Genomic DNA, 15,372 nt, shown 5'->3' with positions numbered 1-15,372 from the left:
GTCACTTCCCGTCGTTGAGGTGGGCGGCGAGCATCGCCTGGTGCCGGCGGACCTGCTCATGGTCGTGGATCGGCTGGTCGACCGGGGTGAACCGGTTGCCCTCGTACTCCGAGGAGATGTAGCCGTCGTACCCGAGCGCGTTGAGCCGGGTGAGGATCGCGGGGTAGTCGATCGAGTACTCGGTGCCGTCCTCGAGCATCTCGTAGAACTTGCCGTGGAAGTGCCTGATGTACGGGAAGTACTCGTCGAGCACGTCCAGCGGGGTGCTCTCGTACCCGGTGGAGAAGAACGCGAACTCGGCGTCGAGGTCGCTGCGGAACAGCGCGGTGAGCTCGGGCGGGAAGCTGACGTCCCCGAAGCCGTCGCCGGACGCGAACGCGCGCATCGTGTCGCCGTTCTCGACGTAGATCCGCTCGACCGCGTCCGCGACCTCGGGCGTGACTCCGATCGACCGGAAGTAGTCGGTGGAGACCCGAGGGTGACGGTCGCAGAAGATCCCGAAGTCGACGACGATTCCGAGGTTCTCCGACTGCACGCGGCGCATCATCCGGATCCACTCGGAGGTCAGACCGCCCTGGAAGCTCATCCCGGCGTGGATCTCCAGGGCCATCGCCATGCCGATCTGCTCGGCGTACGGCAGGGCGGCCTCGGTCACGTCGGCCCGCGTGTTCGAGACCAGCCGGACCAGGTCGAAGCCGAGCCGCTTGCTGACGTCGAGCTCGCGCTTGAGCAGGTCGACCTGCTCGGCGACCCGCAGCTCGCGGTTCTTGTAGATCGTGCTGTTGATGAAGATGTCGTTGCACACCGGCGCGAGCCCGGAGCGGTCGAGGGCGTCGCGCCATCGGGTCACGGTGGCGTCGCTGGGGAACGGTGTCCCGGTGATCATCTGGTCGCTGATCAGCTCGACACCCTGAGCGCCCACGTCCTTGACGAACTGCAGCACCCCTTCGAGGTCGAGCCGGTGCCGGGCGTAGGAGTCCTGCAGGCTGTACATGCTGACCGAGGTCTTGATCTGGCTCATCGGGTTCCTTCGGGCTGCGGGCCGGTGCTCACGTGGAGGCGGGTCAGGACGGTGGTCAGGACGCGAGGTAGGTGTCGGTGCCGGAGAGGTCGACGACGACGTCCTGCTCGTGCGAGCGCCGCGCGGCCTCGAGCACCCGCATGCAGCGCAGCACCGAGGGGGTGGTCACGGCCGGTTCCGCCGTGCCCTCGATCGCGGCGATCACGTTGCGGTAGAAGTCGTTGATGTCCGACTCGACCCGCGGCAGGGGCAGGACCTCGACGTTGTCCTGGACCTTCGCGAGCTTGCCGTAGTCGACGATCCGCGGCGCCATGGTCTTGGTCATGCCCTTGCCGGCGACGATCGGCTTGGCGTCGGGCTCGACGTCCTCGACCCGGCGCACGACCTTGCCGTGCATCTCCCAGTCGTCCACCGTCGCCGTGCCGCGCCGGCCGGTCATGTGGAACTTTGGTCGCGGCGCGTAGTTGTCGGTGGTGCACGCAGCGAGCGCCTCGACGCCGTTGGCGAACGTGAGGTAGATGGTGAAGCCGTCCTCGACGGGGGCGCCGAGCGCGTAGCTGAGTCGCGCGTACACGGTGCGCACCGGGGCCGGGACCATGAGCAGCAGGCGGTCGACCAGGTGCACGCCCCAGTCCAGGACCATGCCGCCGCCGCGCTCGGGGTCGCGCCGCCAGTCCCCGGGGATGCCGCGCGAGCCGTCGACGCGGGTCTCGATGAACGTCACCTCACCGATGGTCCGGGCCTCGAACATCTCCTTCATGACGAGGTAGTCCTCGTCCCAGCGTCGGTTCTGGTGGACGATGAACCGGCGGTCCGCGGCCTCGGCCGCGGCCATGACCTCTTCGATCTCGGCCGAGCCGAGCATGGCGGGCTTCTCGGTGACGACGTGCTTGCCGGCCGCGAGCCCGGCGAGGGCGATCGGCCGGTGCACCTCGTTGGGCGTGCAGATGAACAGGACGTCGGCCGTGTCGTCCGCGCATGCCGCGTCGAGGTCCGGGTAGACGTGCAGGCCGGCTTCGGCCGCCTCGTCGCGCGCTACGGGGTCGATGTCGACGATGCCTGCGACCTCGATGCCGAGGGCCGTCAGGTTGCGGGTGTGGGTGAACCCCATCGTGCCGTAGCCGACGATCACGAATCGGTGCTGCATGGAATCTCCTCGGACGACAGCATCAGGACTTGCGCACATGATATGCATAAGTCGGGACGGATGCAATCTCTAGTGTGTCGGACGACGCTCTAGTGGCACGGCAGACGGCATGCGTCTCCAAATCAGGCGTTGTCTTATGCACCGACAGTGCATATGATGGACGACCGTACGACCAACACTCTCAGAACCGTGTGCGAGAAGGGGTCCCGATGGCGCACCCGCTCAACGGTGCTGTGACGACTCGACGAGGGCTCGCGCCCCAGGGCAGCGACCTGCCGGGGAGGCTCTCATGACGAGCGTCACGGACCGACTCATCTCACCCGGCGACGCCGTCGTCGCGGCGGCCGACCGGACTCTCGTCCCGGTCCGGGTCCCGTGGTACCGGAGCCTCCCGCTGTCCTGCTGGGAGTCCGTCGCCGTCACGCTCGACGGGCAGCGCTTCGGCGTCGACCAGCTCGAGCTCCGTCTCGGCGACGCCACGATCCCGTGCACCGAGCTCGCGGCGAAGCACGAGACGTTCTGGTTCGTCCAGGACACGGGGTGGCTCGTCGTACCCGCGACGCTCGACGCGACGCAGGTCGAGCTCCGGGTCGAGGCCGAGATCCGGATCCCCTACATCCTCATCGGGCCGGACAAGGCCCTCGTCCGGCACGTGCAGGATGGCGGCACCCTGCCCGTCGTCCGCAGCGGGGAGCAGTGATGATGACCGACACCAACGTGGACGTCGCGGGCACCGGCATCTCGCTCGGCGTGACGCTGTACTCGTTCACCAACGAGTGGTGGTCCCGGCAGTACGACCTGACCGGCCTGGTCGCGGAGGTCGCCGGGCGGGGTCTGGGCCCCGGCGTGGAGATCGTCGGCTTCCAGAGCCTGCGCACCTTCCCCGAGGTCGATGCCGACAGCGTGTCCCTCTGGCGCGGCCTGGTGGACCGGTTCGGGATCGTCCCGACCTGCCTGGGCTCGAACGTGGACGTGGCACTGCGGGCCGACCGCTCGCTCGACCGCGACGAGATGGTCGACTACCTCAACCGCCAGCTGGACACCGCCGCCGCGCTCGGCTTCCCGGTGGTCCGGATCCAGATCGGCGCCGACCCCGCGGTGATCGAGCGCTGCCTCGCCCGCGCCGAGAAGCACGGGATCCGGATGGGCATGGAGATCCACGCGCCGGAGAGCGCCGTCTCGCCGGCGATCATGCGGGTCCGGGAGTTCTACGAGTCGGTCGACTCCCCGTTGCTCGGCTTCATCCCGGACTTCAGCAGCACCATGCGCCGGGTCCCGGAGGGCGTCCTCGCGGACCTGCGGGCGCGGGGTCTGTCGGAGGGCGCCGCCGACGGTCTCACCCAGGCCTGGCTCAGCCCGGGCAACCAGTTCGCGAACTTCGGCGCGTGGGCCGAGGCCTCGCGCGCGGCAGGGGAGCCCGACGACGCGGTCGGCGCGGCGACCCTGGTGTTCACCATGCACGGTCGCGCCGCGGCCGAGACCTGGGCCGAGCTCGCACCGCGCATCGTGCACGTGCACGGCAAGTGCTACGAGTTCGACGAGGTCGGCGACGAGCCGTCGATCGACTACCCCTCGATCGCGACGGTGCTGGTCGACAGCCGCTACCAGGGCTGGATCTCGACCGAGTGGGAGGGGCACGTCTTCGCCCCGCCCGGGACCGTCGACGCGTTCGACGTGGTCGCGTCCCAGCAGGCCCTCCTGCGCAGGAGCCTCACGGCCGCGGCCGGCTGAGGCGTCCGGCCCGGACGGTCCGGGTCGGGGACCAGCACCAGACAGTCACGCGCCGGCGCGGACCAGCGCGGCACGATCATCGCAAGCAGCAGAGAAGGGTTCACGGGAATGGCACATGACATCCGGACGGGAGCGAGCCTGTACTCGTTCCAGGACGACTACTTCGAGGGCAAGCGGGACCTCGAGGGCTGCATCGCCGCCGCGGCCGAGCTCGGCGCCGAGGGCATCGAGACGCTCGCCGAGCAGATGATGCCGGGCTTCCCCGACCTGAGCGACGAGTTCTACGCGACCTTCGCCGGGTGGATGGAGAAGTACGGCACCGTCTCGGTGGCGCACGACATGTTCCTCGACACCAAGAAGTACAAGCACCGCGAGCTGACCCACGACGAGATGGTGGCCTCGCTGCACCGGGACATCGACCACGCGGCGAAGCTGCCGGCCCGGAACATCCGGATCATCGTCAACACGCCGCCGAGCGTGGTCGAGGCGGCCGCGCCGTACGCCCGTGACAAGGGCGTGAAGATGGGCGTCGAGATCCACTCGCCGTGGAGCTTCGACGACGACTGGATCAAGCGGCACCTGGACGTCTCGGAGCGGGTCGGCACCGACGTGGTCGGTTGCGTCCCCGACCTCGGGATCTTCGTGCGGAAGTTCCCGAGGGTGATCATCGACCGGGCGCTGCGCGACGGCGCCGACCCGGACGTCGTGGCCCGCTGCGTCAAGAACTACGACGAGCAGGGCGACACCCAGGCCCTGTTCGACGAGGTCGAGGCCTCCGGCGCGGACCCGCTGACCGTGAACTTCGCGCGGATGACGACGCACTTCATCGACTCCGACCCGGCCCGGCTGACCGACCACGTCGACCAGATCATCCACATCCACGCCAAGTTCTACGAGATGCTCGACAGCGGCGAGGAGTACTCGATCCCCTACGACGAGATCATCGCGGCCCTCAAGAAGGGCGGGTACCGCGGGTACCTGAACAGCGAGTACGAGGGCAACCGCCACATCCAGGACATCCAGGCGGTCGACGCCTACGGCCAGGTGGGCCTGCACCAGCAGATGATGAAGCGGCTCATCGCGGCCGACGACCAGGGAGAGTGACTGATGTTCGACTCGTACGTCATCGGCGAGGGCACGGTGCGCAACGTCACGGAGGGTGACGAGACCGTCGGCTTCGCGTTCGACTCCCGGATCGCGTACTACCGGGGCCTCGGGGTCTCGATGGTCGAGCCCTTCGAGATCACGGTCGACGGCGAGGCCGTCCCCACCGACGCCCTGCGCTTCTCGCTCGGGGACCGGACCTGGACCTTCGACGAGCTCGAGACCGACTACGACACCCGATGGGAGCTGACCGACACCGCCACGGTCACGGTGCTCCGGCCCGGCGGTCTGCGCGGCGAGCACACGGTCGAGGCGATCGAGGTCCTGCGGATCAGCTACCTGCCGTTCCCGTCGCGCACCCGCTGCGCGCGCACCGTCACGCTCGACTGATGACCGTGCTGGACGGAGGGGCCTCGGACGGCGATCCGGGGCCCCTCCGCCGCGTTCCGGACCGCCGGCGCTGGCTGGGCCTCGTGGCCATCGGCGTGGCGCAGCTGATGGTGGTGATGAACTCGGCGCTGACCAGCGTCGCCATCCCCAGCATCCAGGCCGACCTGGAGATCGCCGACGCGTCGCGGGCGTGGATCGTCGCCGGCTACACGCTCGTGTTCGGCAGCTTCCTGGTGCTCGGCGGGTCGTTGACCGATCGCCTCGGCGCCCGGCGCGCCCTGATGCTCGCGCTGACCGGCTTCGCGTGCTCGGCGGCCGTCGCCGGCCTGTCGCAGGCGGGGTGGCAGTTCCTCGTCGCGACCAGCGTGCAGGGGCTGTTCGCCGCGCTCCTCGTCCCGGCCGGGGTGAGCAAGCTCACCACGACGTTCACCGACCCCGCCGAACGGAGCCGGGCCCTCGCCGTGTACGGGTCGATCGCGGCGTCGGGGGCCGCGGTCGGGCTGCTCCTCGGGGGAGCGCTGACGCAGTACCTGAGCTGGCGTGCGTGCTTCGCCACCCTCGTGCCGTTCGCGGTCCTCGCGCTGGTCGGCAGCCGCCTCTTCCTGGAGCGCGACCATGTACCGGAGCGCACCCGGGTCGACGTCGTCGAGGCGGCGCTGCTCACCGGCGGCGTGGCCGGTCTCGGCATCGCGGCGGCCCTGCCCGCCGACGGTCGGGTCGAGATCCGGCTCCTGGTCGGGGTGCTCGGCGCTGCCGCGATCGGCGGCTTCGCCTGGCGCCGTCGTACCTCGCGGATGCCGCTCGTGCCGCGGGGGATCTTCGGCGACGCCCCGTCCGCGTCCGCCCTGCTCGCTGCGGCCGTGAGCGGGATGGGCATGAACGCGCTGTTCCTGTTCATCACGCTGTTCGAGCAGCGTGGGCTCGGCTTCTCCGCGCTGCAGACCGGGTTGTCCTTCCTGCCCGTGACGCTGACCATCCTGACCCTGAACTCGTTCGTGGTGCGCCGCCTGCTCCACCGGGTCCGGCCGCAGGCGCTGATCGTCCCGGGCCTGGTCTGCACCGGCCTCGGTGCGGCGACGTTGGCCACGCTGCGCCCGTCGACCACGTACCTCCCGACGTTGCTGCTGGTCCTGGTGCTGGTCGGGGCCGGGCAGGCCCTGGTCGGCTTCCCGTCCCTCGCCGCGGTGCTCAGGCGGGTGCCGTTGAGCCGCAGCGGGATCGCCTCGTCGCTGCAGGCGTCGGCGCAGCAGACCGGTGGCGCCGTCGGCGTGGCGGTGCTCAACGCCGTGGCGGTCGCGTCGGCAGTGGACTCGCCGGACCAGACGGTCGTCGGCGGGGTCGGCGCCGCCTCGGCGGTGGCGATCGGCATCGTCGTCGTCGCGCTCGTGCTCGTGGCGGTGAGCTGGATCGTCGAGCGTCGCCGGGCGGCCCGGGAGCCGGGGTCCGCCGAGCGTCCGGTCGTGTCGGCCGTGTGAAATCAGCCGCGTCGCGGTTACGTGTGTGTAAATCCATTCAGAGGAGTCTTGCTCGGCAAAGTTTCATTCCAGAGGATCGTCGTGCCGGATGGGCCCCGAGGCCCGCGGACCACCCCCGCCCGTCACCGACCGACCCTGGGAGCGAACGTGCTTCGACACCGCACCATCACCATGACGACAGTCATCGGCATGGCCTTCGGGCTCGCCGCCTGCAGCAGTGCCAGCGCCGACGGCACCGCCACCACGACCGCCACCGACGACGCGAGCTCGGACGGCATCGCGGGCACCACCGTGACGCTCGCCACCGACGCCAACTACCCGCCGTGCGAGTGGATCGACGACTCCGGCGAGATGGTCGGCTTCGAGCCGGACATCTGGAACGCGATCGCGGACCGGATCGGCGTGACGCTCGAGGTCGAGAACACCGACTTCGACTCGCTCATCCCCGGCGTCCAGAGCGGTCGTTACGACCTCGCGATGGAGTGCATCTCCGACCGCGCCGAGCGCGAGGAGCAGGTGACGTTCCTCGACTTCATCTACGCCGAGACCGCGGTCATCACCACGGCCGACTACGACGGCCCGATCAACGACACCGACCCGCTGTCCGTGTGCGGTGAGTCGATGGGGGCCCAGACCGGCTTCGACACCGTGTCGATCATCACCGACACCATCAACCCGCAGTGCGCCGACGCGGGCCTCGACGAGGTGACGGTCAACGAGTTCCCCTCGGCCGCGGACACCTACAACGCCCTGTACTCGGGCCGCGTCGACTTCGTCGTGCAGGACACCGCAGCCGCGGCCTACCTGAACCAGTCCTCGCCGGTGGACCTCGTCGTCCACCACAACTCCGAGCTCCCGAAGCTCTACCTCGGCATGATCTTCAACCAGGACGACGACGCGATGATCCAGGCCTGGCAGCAGGGACTGCAGGAGATCGTCGACGACGGCACCTACGAGTCGATCCTCGACGACTGGGACATCTCCCCGCGGGCTCGGACGGAGCCCGGCATCAACCTCGCCACCACGAACCCGATCGGCGAGTGACGCCGGACGCGGGGGCGGGGAGCCCTGTCTCCCTCCCCGCCCCCGCGCCCGCGGCCGCACCAGACCGTCTCCGCTAAGGAACCGCCATGCCCTCTTCCCAGAAGCCGTCCGGATCGAGCGCAACCTCGACGCCGGCGACCTCGGACACGTTCCGGGTCCCGGACGTCGTCACGGTGCCGCTGCGCCACCGCGGGAGGTGGGCGGGGTACGCGGTCATCGTGCTGCTGCTCGGTGCCCTCGCCCACTCGCTGATCACCAACGAGCGGTTCGGCTGGGACGTCGTCTTCACGTACCTCTTCTCGGAGACGATCCTCAACGGCCTCTGGATGACCCTGTTCCTCACCGTCGTGGCGATGGTGATCGGCCTGGCGATCGGCATCCTGCTCGCCTCGATGCGGGTCTCGCACAGCCGGATCTTCCGCGGGGTCGCCGGCGTCTACATCTGGTTCTTCCGAGGGACGCCGATCCTCGTCCAGCTGGTCTTCTGGTACAACCTCGCCTACCTCTACCCGGAGCTCTCGATCGCGATCCCGGGCGGCCCGACCCTGTGGTCGGCCAACGTCAACGACGTCATCACCCCGCTCAGCGCAGCGATCCTCGGCCTCGGCCTCAACGAGGGCGCCTACCTCTCCGAGATCGTCCGCGCCGGGATCCTCGCCGTCCCGCGTGGGCAGTCCGAGGCCGCGGCGTCGCTCGGGATGACCCGCACCGAGTCCTTCCGGCAGATCGTGCTGCCGCAGGCGATGCGCGTGATCGTCCCGCCCACCGGCAACGAGACGATCGGCATGCTCAAGATGACCTCGATGGTCTCGGTCATCGCGCTGGCCGACCTCATGTACTCCGCGCAGACCATCTACGCGCGCAACTTCCAGACCATCCCGCTGCTGATCTGCGTCTCGATCTGGTACCTGTTCCTGACCTCCCTGCTGTCCTGGGGCCAGGGCCACCTCGAGCGCTACTTCGGCCGGGGATCCACCTCGATGCCTGCCGCGACCGAGCGCGTCTTCGCGCTGCGCCTGCCGAGGCGCTCCGACGCCGCCGCCACGACGACGACCGCCGGATCCCGGGAGGACCAGGCATGACCGCCACCCACGACCGCCACGCGGTCCACATCCGCGACGTCGCGGCGTCGTACGGCCCGACCCGCGTCCTCGACGGGGTGAGCCTGGACGTCCCCGCCGGCACCGTCACCGTCCTGCTCGGTCCGTCCGGCTCCGGCAAGTCGACGCTGCTGCGCACGATCAACCGGCTCGTGCCCGTCGAGCACGGGACCATCTGGCTCGGCGACGAGCTGATCGGCCACCGCCGGATGACCGACGGCCGGTTCCACGAGCTCACCGACCGCGAGCTGTGCCGCCAGCGGCGGCACATCGGCATGGTCTTCCAGGACTTCAACCTGTTCCCGCACATGACGGCGCTCGAGAACGTCGTGCGGGCGCAGGTGGTCGTCGCCAAGAAGTCGCGGTCGGCAGCGGTCGAGCGCGGCCGCGAGCTGCTGGCCCGGGTCGGCCTCGAGGACAAGGCGGCGGCCTACCCGGCGCAGCTGTCCGGCGGTCAGCAGCAGCGCGTGGCCATCGCGCGGGCCCTGGCCATGGACCCGAGCCTGGTGCTCTTCGACGAGCCGACGTCCGCGCTCGACCCCGAGCTGGTCGGTGAGGTGCTGACCGTCATGCGCGACCTCGCCGACGAGGGCGAGACGACGATGATCGTGGTCACGCACGAGATCGGCTTCGCCCGGGACGTGGCCGACCAGGTCGTGTTCATGGAGGCCGGCCGGATCGTCGCTGCGGGCTCGGTCGACGAGATCCTCGGGTCCGGCGCGTCCGAGCGGGTCCAGGCTTTCGTGGCCGGCGGCGCCCGATGAGCGGTCGTGTGCTGGTCGCCGGCGGGACCGGTCCGCTCGGCCGGGCCGTCGTCGCCGAGCTGCTCGACGAGGGGTTCGCCGTCGCGGTGCACTACCGGCGGGATGCCGACGGCGCCGCCGCGACGGTTGCTGCCGCGCGGGCCGACGGCCGGTCGGCCGTCGCGGTGGGCGGTGACCTGCTCGCCGAGTCCCGACGGGTCGTCGGCGAGGCGGCCGAGGCGCTCAGCGGGCCGCTCACCGCCGTGGTGAACTGTGCCTGGCCGGCGCACGGCTCGGCCCCGGTCGACGCCTACGACGACGACGACCTCGAGCGCTCGCTCGACGGCGTGCGCGTCCACCTGCGGCTGTGCCGCGCCGCGCTGCCGCAGCTGAGGAGCACCCGAGGGTCCGTCGTCTTCGTCAGCGGGGCGCTCGTGCACCGCCGCGGCCCGGGCCTGGCGCTCTACTCGCTCGGGAAGGCCGCCGCCGAGTCCGCGTGCCGGACGCTCGCGCTCGAGGAGGGGCCGCACGGCGTCCGAGTCAACGTGGTCGCCCCCGGCCGGGTCGACATCGGCGCCGGCGACCTCGCCGAGGAGGACGCCGCGTTCGCCGCCCTCGAGCAGGTCTCGAGGCTGCGCCGGGTGCTGCCGCTGCCCACCCCGGCGGACGTCGCCCGGACGGTCGGGCTGCTGCTCGGCCCGTCGAGCGCCGCGCTCACCGGCCAGGTGCTCGCCGTCGCGGGAGGTGAACCGTGGTGACCGCGCCGATGGACGGCCGGGTCGTCCTGGTCACCGGAGCCGCGGACCGTGCCGGTCGCCGGTTCGTCGAGCGCTACGCCGCGGCCGGGGCGGCCGTCGTGGTCAACCACCTCCCGACCCAGGGCGCCGACGCCGCCGAGGTCGTGCGGGGCATCGCGGCGGCGGGTGGACGCGCGGTCGCCGTCGAGGCCGACGTGACCGACGTCGCGGCCTGCCGCACGCTCGTCGCCGAGACGACGGCGGCCTTCGGGCGCCTGGACGTGCTGGTGCACAACGCGTCGACGTTCCGGCCCGCGCCGTGGCTCGAGGTCGACGAGCAGGCGTGGGACTCGTCCCTGGGTGTGAACCTCAAGGGCCCGTTCTTCCTGAGCCAGGCGGCGGCCCGGGTGATGCTCGAGCAGGGCGAGGGCCGGATCGTGGCGATGGTCGGCAACTCGCTGACCGAGGCCTGGCCCACGTTCGTCCCGCACTCGGTGGCGAAGTCCGCGCTCGCCCGGCTGATGGAACAGCTGGCGGTCGCGCTCGCACCGGTCGTCGCGTGCAACGCGATCGCACCGTCCCAGTTCTTCCGGTCCGACGACGGCACCAACGACGCGCTCCGTGCGGGGCGCGGCGAGGTGGAGCCGCACGAGGACGGAACGGTCGACGTCGCGGGCCACCGGCTCCGCGAGATCGACCTCGACGCGGTGTGGGAGGCGTTGCTGCACCTGAGCACGTCCTCGCTGCAGGTCACCGGAACCACGCTGCGCATCGACGGGGGCAAGGCCCTCGTCTGATGACCCCAGAACCCCACCCATCTCACCTGGAGGAGAACCGATGTCGCTCGTTCACGACGTGATCGCCGAGCTGGACGGCGAGCGCGAGAGGATCTGGCTGACGCTTCCCGAGGACGTCCAGTCCCTCGGCAAGGGCGTCCTGCCGCGCGGGACCGGCCCCAAGGCCCAGTACTTCACGTCCCTGCTGTTCGCCGAGGGCGAGGCCCGCACCCTGTCCGACGAGATCCTCTGGGGTCTGCTGGAGATCGCCCGCAAGGGCGACGCGGATCTCGAGACGCTCAAGATGTTCGTCACCCAGATCGTCGACTACAAGGCGGACTTCTTCGACTTCGTCGGGCTGCCGGTCGCGTGCCGGTGGACCCACCGCTACGCCGAGGGCGCACGGGCCGCCGCGGACCTGGACGAGTTCATCGCGGTGACCGGCGCGGCGCTGTCCTACGCCAACCGGCTGCACATGTGGATCGACTTCGTCTTCCCGTGGGGCCTGGCCAACGCGTTCCCGCGGGACGACAGCGGGCTCGAGACCGGCGAAGGCCTCAAGGCGTCCTGAGCCCGGCCCCCACAGACCAGCGCGACCAGCGCATCCACCCCGAGAAGGAAGGCACCACCGTGCTCGTCGACTACATCGTGGACGACAAGAAGATCTGCACCTTCGAGATCTGGGACGACAAGGTCCCGGAGACCGCCAAGGTGTTCCGGGAGCAGCTCCCGATCCGGACCGTGCTGCAGCACGCCAAGCTCGTCGGCGACCAGCTCTTCGCCACCCTGCCCTTCGTCGTGCCGTGGGAGAACCTCTACCTGACCGAGGAGATCGGCCGGATGCGCCGGGCGGAGAAGGGCACGATCGTCGGGACCGTCTGCTTCTACAGCCCGCGCCAGCAGCTCGTCATGACCTACGGCGAGGACCTCGCCGTGGAGCCGCTGCTGAACAGCCTGATCGGCGAGGTCGTCGACGGCGGGCTGGAGCTGGCCCTGCTCGGCGAGCGCACCTGGCGGCGTCAGGGCGGGATCGTCGAGCTCCGGCTGCACGAGGAGAGCACCGAGTCCGCGGTCGCCTGAGACGCAGGGGCGGCGCGCCCGGCGCGCCGCCCCTGCGTCTCGGCGCATCCGATCAAGGTGACACGTAGCGTTAGCCTCGCCGGAGCCTCGGCGGGGGACGATGGAGGTCGAAGATGAGCCCCGAAGAGATCGCCGCGTCGGACGACCCACAGGTCCGAGCGCGACGACAGTTCCTGTTCGAGCTCGCGGCAGGCAGGCAGCTGACCGCGACGCAACGCCGGGTCATGAACTGCCTCATCGCCAATGCGCAGGACGCGCCGTACCTGACGATCAACGACCTCGCCGACCTCGCCCACGTCAGCCAGCCCTCGGTGACGCGGTTCGCGAACGCGGTGGGCTTCGAGGGGTACCCGCAGTTCCGGGACGCGATCCGCCGGGCGCTCCCGTCCGACGACGAGCGGACCGCGGAGCTCACCAACCTCAACATGTGGCAGCGGTCGGTCACCTACGAGATGGCCGCGATGGAGGAGCTGCGACGTCAGATGGCCGACCCGGCCCCGCTGCGCGCGGCCGCCGAGGTCCTGGCCGCGAGCCGGCCGCTGAGCGTGCTCGGTCTGCGGTCCGCGGGCCCGGCCGCGCAGTACTTCGGCTACTTCGCCTCCAAGGCGCTGCCCGACGTCCGCGCGCTGACCAGCGTCGGCACGGTCGCGATGGTCGACGCCCTGATGCACGCCCACACCGCCGGCGGCTCGGCGCTGCTGGCCTTCCTGCTCCCGCGGTACCCCAAGGAGACCATCAAGCTCCTGGAGATCGCCCGTGGGTTCGGCATGACCGTCGTCTGCATCACCGACACGCCGACCTCACCCGCGACCCGGTACGCGGACCACGTGCTCTACGCGCCCGTCGAGTCCTCGCTGTCGTTCGACTCGCACGCCGTGCCGCTGGCCCTCTCGCTGATGCTGCTCGAGGCGATCTGCGCGGTCGACGAGGTGGCGACCCAGAAGCGTCTGGAGGAGTACGAGCGGTACGTCGCGTCGCTCGACCTGTTCGTCTGAGCGGAAGGCCCGCCCCGCCGGCCGCGGTGTGCGTCCGGCCGAGCCGGCCGGGGCGCTTCAGAGGCGTCCGCGCACCCGCATCGCCAGCGCGTCCGCGGTGATCCGGGTCTGCGCCGCGAGCTCCGCCTGGGTCGGCACGGCACCGTGCTGCCAGGTGCCGATCCGCGCCGGCACCTCCGTGCCCACCCAGGTCAGTCCGACCGCCGCGACCGGGTTGTGCTCGTCGTCGAGCACCGCGACCGCGACCGACGCGAGGTCGGCGACCACCTCGCCGACCTCCCTGGCCCACCCTCGTTCGGCGACACCCTCCAGGAGCCGTCGCAGCCCGCTCGGGGTCCGCGGCCCGCGCCCGGTCCGGTGCACCAGGGCGTCCGCGGTCGGGTAGGTCGCCCTGACCTGGGCCGTCGGCAGGTGGGCCAGCATCGCCCGCCCCGACGCGGTGAGGTGCGCCGGCAGGTGGATGCCGGGTCCCACCAGCAGCCGGGGCCCGGCGGGGTCGTCCACCGTCGCGCGGTAGACCACGTCCGCACCGCGCAGCAGCGACAGATGCGCGACGACCGGGCCGTTGACCCTCCTGACCAGCCGCCGCAGCAGCGGGACGGCCATGCGTTCCAGGCGCAGGTCCGTGAGGTCGTCGGCGACGAGCCGCGCGGCGCGCAGGGACAGGGCGTAGCGCCGCTCCTCGGGCAGGTGGATGACGAAGCCCTCGTCGCGCAGCGCGCCGAGCAGCTTGTAGACCGACGACCGGGGCAGGTCGAGCTCCCGGACGATCTCGCCGGCGGACACCGGTTGGCCCGCCGCGCGCAGGACGCGGAGCACCTGCAGGACGGCTCGAGCCGCCGGCACGTCGGTCATCGCCACCTCCCGGTCACCGCCACGAAACACCCGCCTGCCGACGTCTCGCCGACGAGACAGAATGCTCGCATTCATTCTTCCGGATTGGCGAATCCCGGTCTCACACTGGAGGTACGACACCGGAAGGAGACCGCAGTGAGCCTGATCGACGAGGTCATCGCCGAGCTCGACGCCGAGCGAGACCGCATCTGGCTGGAGTGCCCGAAGGAGGTGGCCGATCTCGGACGCGGCATCGTCCCGCGGCGCACCGGGACCCACGGGCAGTACCTGACGACGCTGATCTTCGCCGAGGGCGAGGCGCGCACCCTCTCCGACGAGCTGCTCTGGGGGATCATCGAGGTCTCCGAGACCGAGAGCCTGGACCTGCGAACCCTCCAGCTGCTGCTCAAGCAGATCGTGGGCTACAAGGCCGCGTTCTTCGACTTCGTCGGCCTGCCCGCGGCCGGTGCGCTGATCGAGCGCTTCGTCGAGGCCAGCGCGACCGCCACCGACACCGACGAGCTGCTCCGGCTGATCCGCTCGGCCATCAGCTACGTCAACAAGCTCCACATGTGGGTCGACGCCGTCTTCCCCTGGGGCGTGACCAACGGCTTCAAGCGCGTCGAAGCCTGACCCGACCCACGAACTGCCCCGAGAGGAGAGACCCGTGCACCTGATCATGAGCGTCGACGGTGTGGACACCTGCACCATCGAGGTCTTCGAGGACAAGGTTCCGCGCATCGCCGCCGAGCTCCGAGCGCAGCTGCCGCAGAAGGGCATCCTGCAGCACGGCAAGATCATCGGAGAGATGGTCTTCTGGACGATGCCGATCGTCGCGCCCTGGGAGAACGTCTACCTGACCGAGGAGGTCGGAGCGATGCGGCGCGAGGAGAAGGGCTACGCCCGCGGCTCGGTCTGCTGGTACAACCCGCGCCAGCAGTTCTGCGTCGTGTACGGCGACGACCTCGCGGACGAGCCGCTGAAGATCAGCTACATCGGCGAGGTCGTGTCCGGCGAGCTGGAGCTCGCGCTCGCCGGCCACCGCAACTGGCTCCAGCAGGGCCAGGTCGTCGAGCTGCGGATCGCCGACGCCGCCTGAGCCCGACCCGGGCCCGCCCCAGCCGGAGCGGTGCCCGGGTCCCGCCGTCGTCGGATCCCGCACCCCACACCCGCCCTCCTCCGACAGGGCGACCAG

18 protein-coding genes are annotated in these 15,372 nt (G+C 70.6%); 15 read left to right on the top strand and 3 right to left on the bottom strand.

What is annotated here, in order from left to right:
* Position 1 precedes the first annotated feature (1 nt).
* Positions 2 to 1,021, bottom strand: coding sequence for a sugar phosphate isomerase/epimerase family protein (locus tag OEB99_RS08685; protein ID WP_263509652.1), 1,020 nt, complete (start codon positions 1,019 to 1,021; stop codon positions 2 to 4).
* A 55-nt stretch (positions 1,022 to 1,076) separates the two neighbouring features.
* Positions 1,077 to 2,168 carry a Gfo/Idh/MocA family protein gene (locus tag OEB99_RS08680; protein WP_263509651.1) on the bottom strand — a complete coding sequence of 364 codons (1,092 nt, stop codon included), beginning with the start codon at positions 2,166 to 2,168 and terminating at the stop codon, positions 1,077 to 1,079.
* 289 nt (positions 2,169 to 2,457) lie between these two features.
* Between OEB99_RS08680 and OEB99_RS08675 the strand changes: the two genes are divergently transcribed.
* The 13 genes from OEB99_RS08675 to OEB99_RS08615 all read left to right on the top strand — a co-directional run bounded on the left by OEB99_RS08675 (position 2,458) and on the right by OEB99_RS08615 (position 13,343).
* Positions 2,458 to 2,868: a C-glycoside deglycosidase beta subunit domain-containing protein gene (locus tag OEB99_RS08675; protein WP_263509650.1), complete on the top strand. Its 411-nt coding sequence runs from the start codon at positions 2,458 to 2,460 to the stop codon at positions 2,866 to 2,868.
* Between the two features lie 2 nt (positions 2,869 to 2,870).
* The gene (locus tag OEB99_RS08670) at positions 2,871 to 3,899 is read left to right on the top strand and encodes a sugar phosphate isomerase/epimerase family protein (RefSeq protein ID WP_263509649.1); all 1,029 of its coding nucleotides are present in this window, start codon (positions 2,871 to 2,873) and stop codon (positions 3,897 to 3,899) included.
* 108 nt (positions 3,900 to 4,007) lie between these two features.
* On the top strand, positions 4,008 to 5,003 hold the full coding sequence (locus OEB99_RS08665; RefSeq protein ID WP_263509648.1) for a sugar phosphate isomerase/epimerase: 996 nt from the start codon (positions 4,008 to 4,010) through the stop codon (positions 5,001 to 5,003).
* Positions 5,004 to 5,006: 3 nt separating this feature from the next.
* The gene (locus tag OEB99_RS08660; RefSeq protein WP_263509647.1) at positions 5,007 to 5,393 is read left to right on the top strand and encodes a C-glycoside deglycosidase beta subunit domain-containing protein; all 387 of its coding nucleotides are present in this window, start codon (positions 5,007 to 5,009) and stop codon (positions 5,391 to 5,393) included.
* Positions 5,393 to 6,868, top strand: coding sequence for an MFS transporter (locus OEB99_RS08655; protein ID WP_263509646.1), 1,476 nt, complete (start codon positions 5,393 to 5,395; stop codon positions 6,866 to 6,868). The genes OEB99_RS08660 and OEB99_RS08655 overlap by 1 nt, the downstream gene beginning before the upstream one ends.
* Before the next feature lie 171 nt (positions 6,869 to 7,039).
* Positions 7,040 to 7,912, top strand: a complete 873-nt coding sequence (locus OEB99_RS08650) for an ABC transporter substrate-binding protein (RefSeq protein ID WP_263509645.1) — start codon at positions 7,040 to 7,042, stop codon at positions 7,910 to 7,912.
* Positions 7,913 to 7,998: 86 nt separating this feature from the next.
* Positions 7,999 to 8,994 (top strand): amino acid ABC transporter permease, encoded by a 996-nt coding sequence (locus OEB99_RS08645; protein ID WP_263509644.1) that lies wholly within the window; start codon positions 7,999 to 8,001, stop codon positions 8,992 to 8,994.
* Positions 8,991 to 9,776, top strand: a complete 786-nt coding sequence (locus tag OEB99_RS08640; RefSeq protein WP_263509643.1) for an amino acid ABC transporter ATP-binding protein — start codon at positions 8,991 to 8,993, stop codon at positions 9,774 to 9,776. The genes OEB99_RS08645 and OEB99_RS08640 overlap by 4 nt, the downstream gene beginning before the upstream one ends.
* Positions 9,773 to 10,513 (top strand): SDR family NAD(P)-dependent oxidoreductase, encoded by a 741-nt coding sequence (locus tag OEB99_RS08635; RefSeq protein WP_263509642.1) that lies wholly within the window; start codon positions 9,773 to 9,775, stop codon positions 10,511 to 10,513. The genes OEB99_RS08640 and OEB99_RS08635 overlap by 4 nt, the downstream gene beginning before the upstream one ends.
* Complete coding sequence (locus tag OEB99_RS08630) at positions 10,510 to 11,289, top strand: SDR family NAD(P)-dependent oxidoreductase (protein ID WP_263509641.1); 780 nt, start codon at positions 10,510 to 10,512, stop codon at positions 11,287 to 11,289. The genes OEB99_RS08635 and OEB99_RS08630 overlap by 4 nt, the downstream gene beginning before the upstream one ends.
* A 40-nt stretch (positions 11,290 to 11,329) precedes the next feature.
* Positions 11,330 to 11,839 carry a cucumopine synthase-related protein gene (locus tag OEB99_RS08625; protein WP_263509640.1) on the top strand — a complete coding sequence of 170 codons (510 nt, stop codon included), beginning with the start codon at positions 11,330 to 11,332 and terminating at the stop codon, positions 11,837 to 11,839.
* A 59-nt stretch (positions 11,840 to 11,898) separates the two neighbouring features.
* Positions 11,899 to 12,348 carry a DUF3830 family protein gene (locus OEB99_RS08620; RefSeq protein WP_263509639.1) on the top strand — a complete coding sequence of 150 codons (450 nt, stop codon included), beginning with the start codon at positions 11,899 to 11,901 and terminating at the stop codon, positions 12,346 to 12,348.
* Positions 12,349 to 12,461: 113 nt separating this feature from the next.
* Entirely contained in the window at positions 12,462 to 13,343 is an 882-nt protein-coding gene (locus tag OEB99_RS08615) for a MurR/RpiR family transcriptional regulator (protein WP_263509638.1), read from the top strand.
* 57 nt (positions 13,344 to 13,400) lie between these two features.
* Here the strand turns inward: OEB99_RS08615 and OEB99_RS08610 are convergent, their stop codons facing one another.
* Positions 13,401 to 14,198: an IclR family transcriptional regulator gene (locus tag OEB99_RS08610; protein ID WP_263509637.1), complete on the bottom strand. Its 798-nt coding sequence runs from the start codon at positions 14,196 to 14,198 to the stop codon at positions 13,401 to 13,403.
* 135 nt (positions 14,199 to 14,333) lie between these two features.
* On the opposite strand from OEB99_RS08610, the gene OEB99_RS08605 reads away from it, so the two are divergent.
* Together OEB99_RS08605 and OEB99_RS08600 are read left to right on the top strand one after the other, a co-directional pair.
* On the top strand, positions 14,334 to 14,810 hold the full coding sequence (locus tag OEB99_RS08605; protein ID WP_263509636.1) for a cucumopine synthase-related protein: 477 nt from the start codon (positions 14,334 to 14,336) through the stop codon (positions 14,808 to 14,810).
* A gap of 34 nt (positions 14,811 to 14,844) precedes the next feature.
* Positions 14,845 to 15,276, top strand: coding sequence for a DUF3830 family protein (locus OEB99_RS08600; RefSeq protein WP_263509635.1), 432 nt, complete (start codon positions 14,845 to 14,847; stop codon positions 15,274 to 15,276).
* Positions 15,277 to 15,372 lie beyond the last annotated feature (96 nt).

The organism is Actinotalea endophytica (assembly GCF_025717005.1).
Taxonomy (GTDB): Bacteria; Actinomycetota; Actinomycetes; order Actinomycetales; family Cellulomonadaceae; genus Actinotalea.
The sequence above is the reverse complement of the archived record's forward strand: the minus strand, read 5'-3'. Positions and strand labels throughout refer to the sequence as shown.

Bases quoted from the DNA above. Each gene is read 5' to 3' on its own strand.
- OEB99_RS08685 (WP_263509652.1), bottom strand. From the start codon at position 1,021: ATGAGCCAGATCAAGACCTCGGTCAGCATGTACAGCCTGCAGGACTCC.
- OEB99_RS08680 (WP_263509651.1), bottom strand. From the start codon at position 2,168: ATGCAGCACCGATTCGTGATCGTCGGCTACGGCACGATGGGGTTCACC.
- OEB99_RS08675 (WP_263509650.1), top strand. From the start codon at position 2,458: ATGACGAGCGTCACGGACCGACTCATCTCACCCGGCGACGCCGTCGTC.
- OEB99_RS08670 (WP_263509649.1), top strand. From the start codon at position 2,871: ATGACCGACACCAACGTGGACGTCGCGGGCACCGGCATCTCGCTCGGC.
- OEB99_RS08665 (WP_263509648.1), top strand. From the start codon at position 4,008: ATGGCACATGACATCCGGACGGGAGCGAGCCTGTACTCGTTCCAGGAC.
- OEB99_RS08660 (WP_263509647.1), top strand. From the start codon at position 5,007: ATGTTCGACTCGTACGTCATCGGCGAGGGCACGGTGCGCAACGTCACG.
- OEB99_RS08655 (WP_263509646.1), top strand. From the start codon at position 5,393: ATGACCGTGCTGGACGGAGGGGCCTCGGACGGCGATCCGGGGCCCCTC.
- OEB99_RS08650 (WP_263509645.1), top strand. From the start codon at position 7,040: ATGACGACAGTCATCGGCATGGCCTTCGGGCTCGCCGCCTGCAGCAGT.
- OEB99_RS08645 (WP_263509644.1), top strand. From the start codon at position 7,999: ATGCCCTCTTCCCAGAAGCCGTCCGGATCGAGCGCAACCTCGACGCCG.
- OEB99_RS08640 (WP_263509643.1), top strand. From the start codon at position 8,991: ATGACCGCCACCCACGACCGCCACGCGGTCCACATCCGCGACGTCGCG.
- OEB99_RS08635 (WP_263509642.1), top strand. From the start codon at position 9,773: ATGAGCGGTCGTGTGCTGGTCGCCGGCGGGACCGGTCCGCTCGGCCGG.
- OEB99_RS08625 (WP_263509640.1), top strand. From the start codon at position 11,330: ATGTCGCTCGTTCACGACGTGATCGCCGAGCTGGACGGCGAGCGCGAG.
- OEB99_RS08615 (WP_263509638.1), top strand. From the start codon at position 12,462: ATGAGCCCCGAAGAGATCGCCGCGTCGGACGACCCACAGGTCCGAGCG.
- OEB99_RS08610 (WP_263509637.1), bottom strand. From the start codon at position 14,198: ATGACCGACGTGCCGGCGGCTCGAGCCGTCCTGCAGGTGCTCCGCGTC.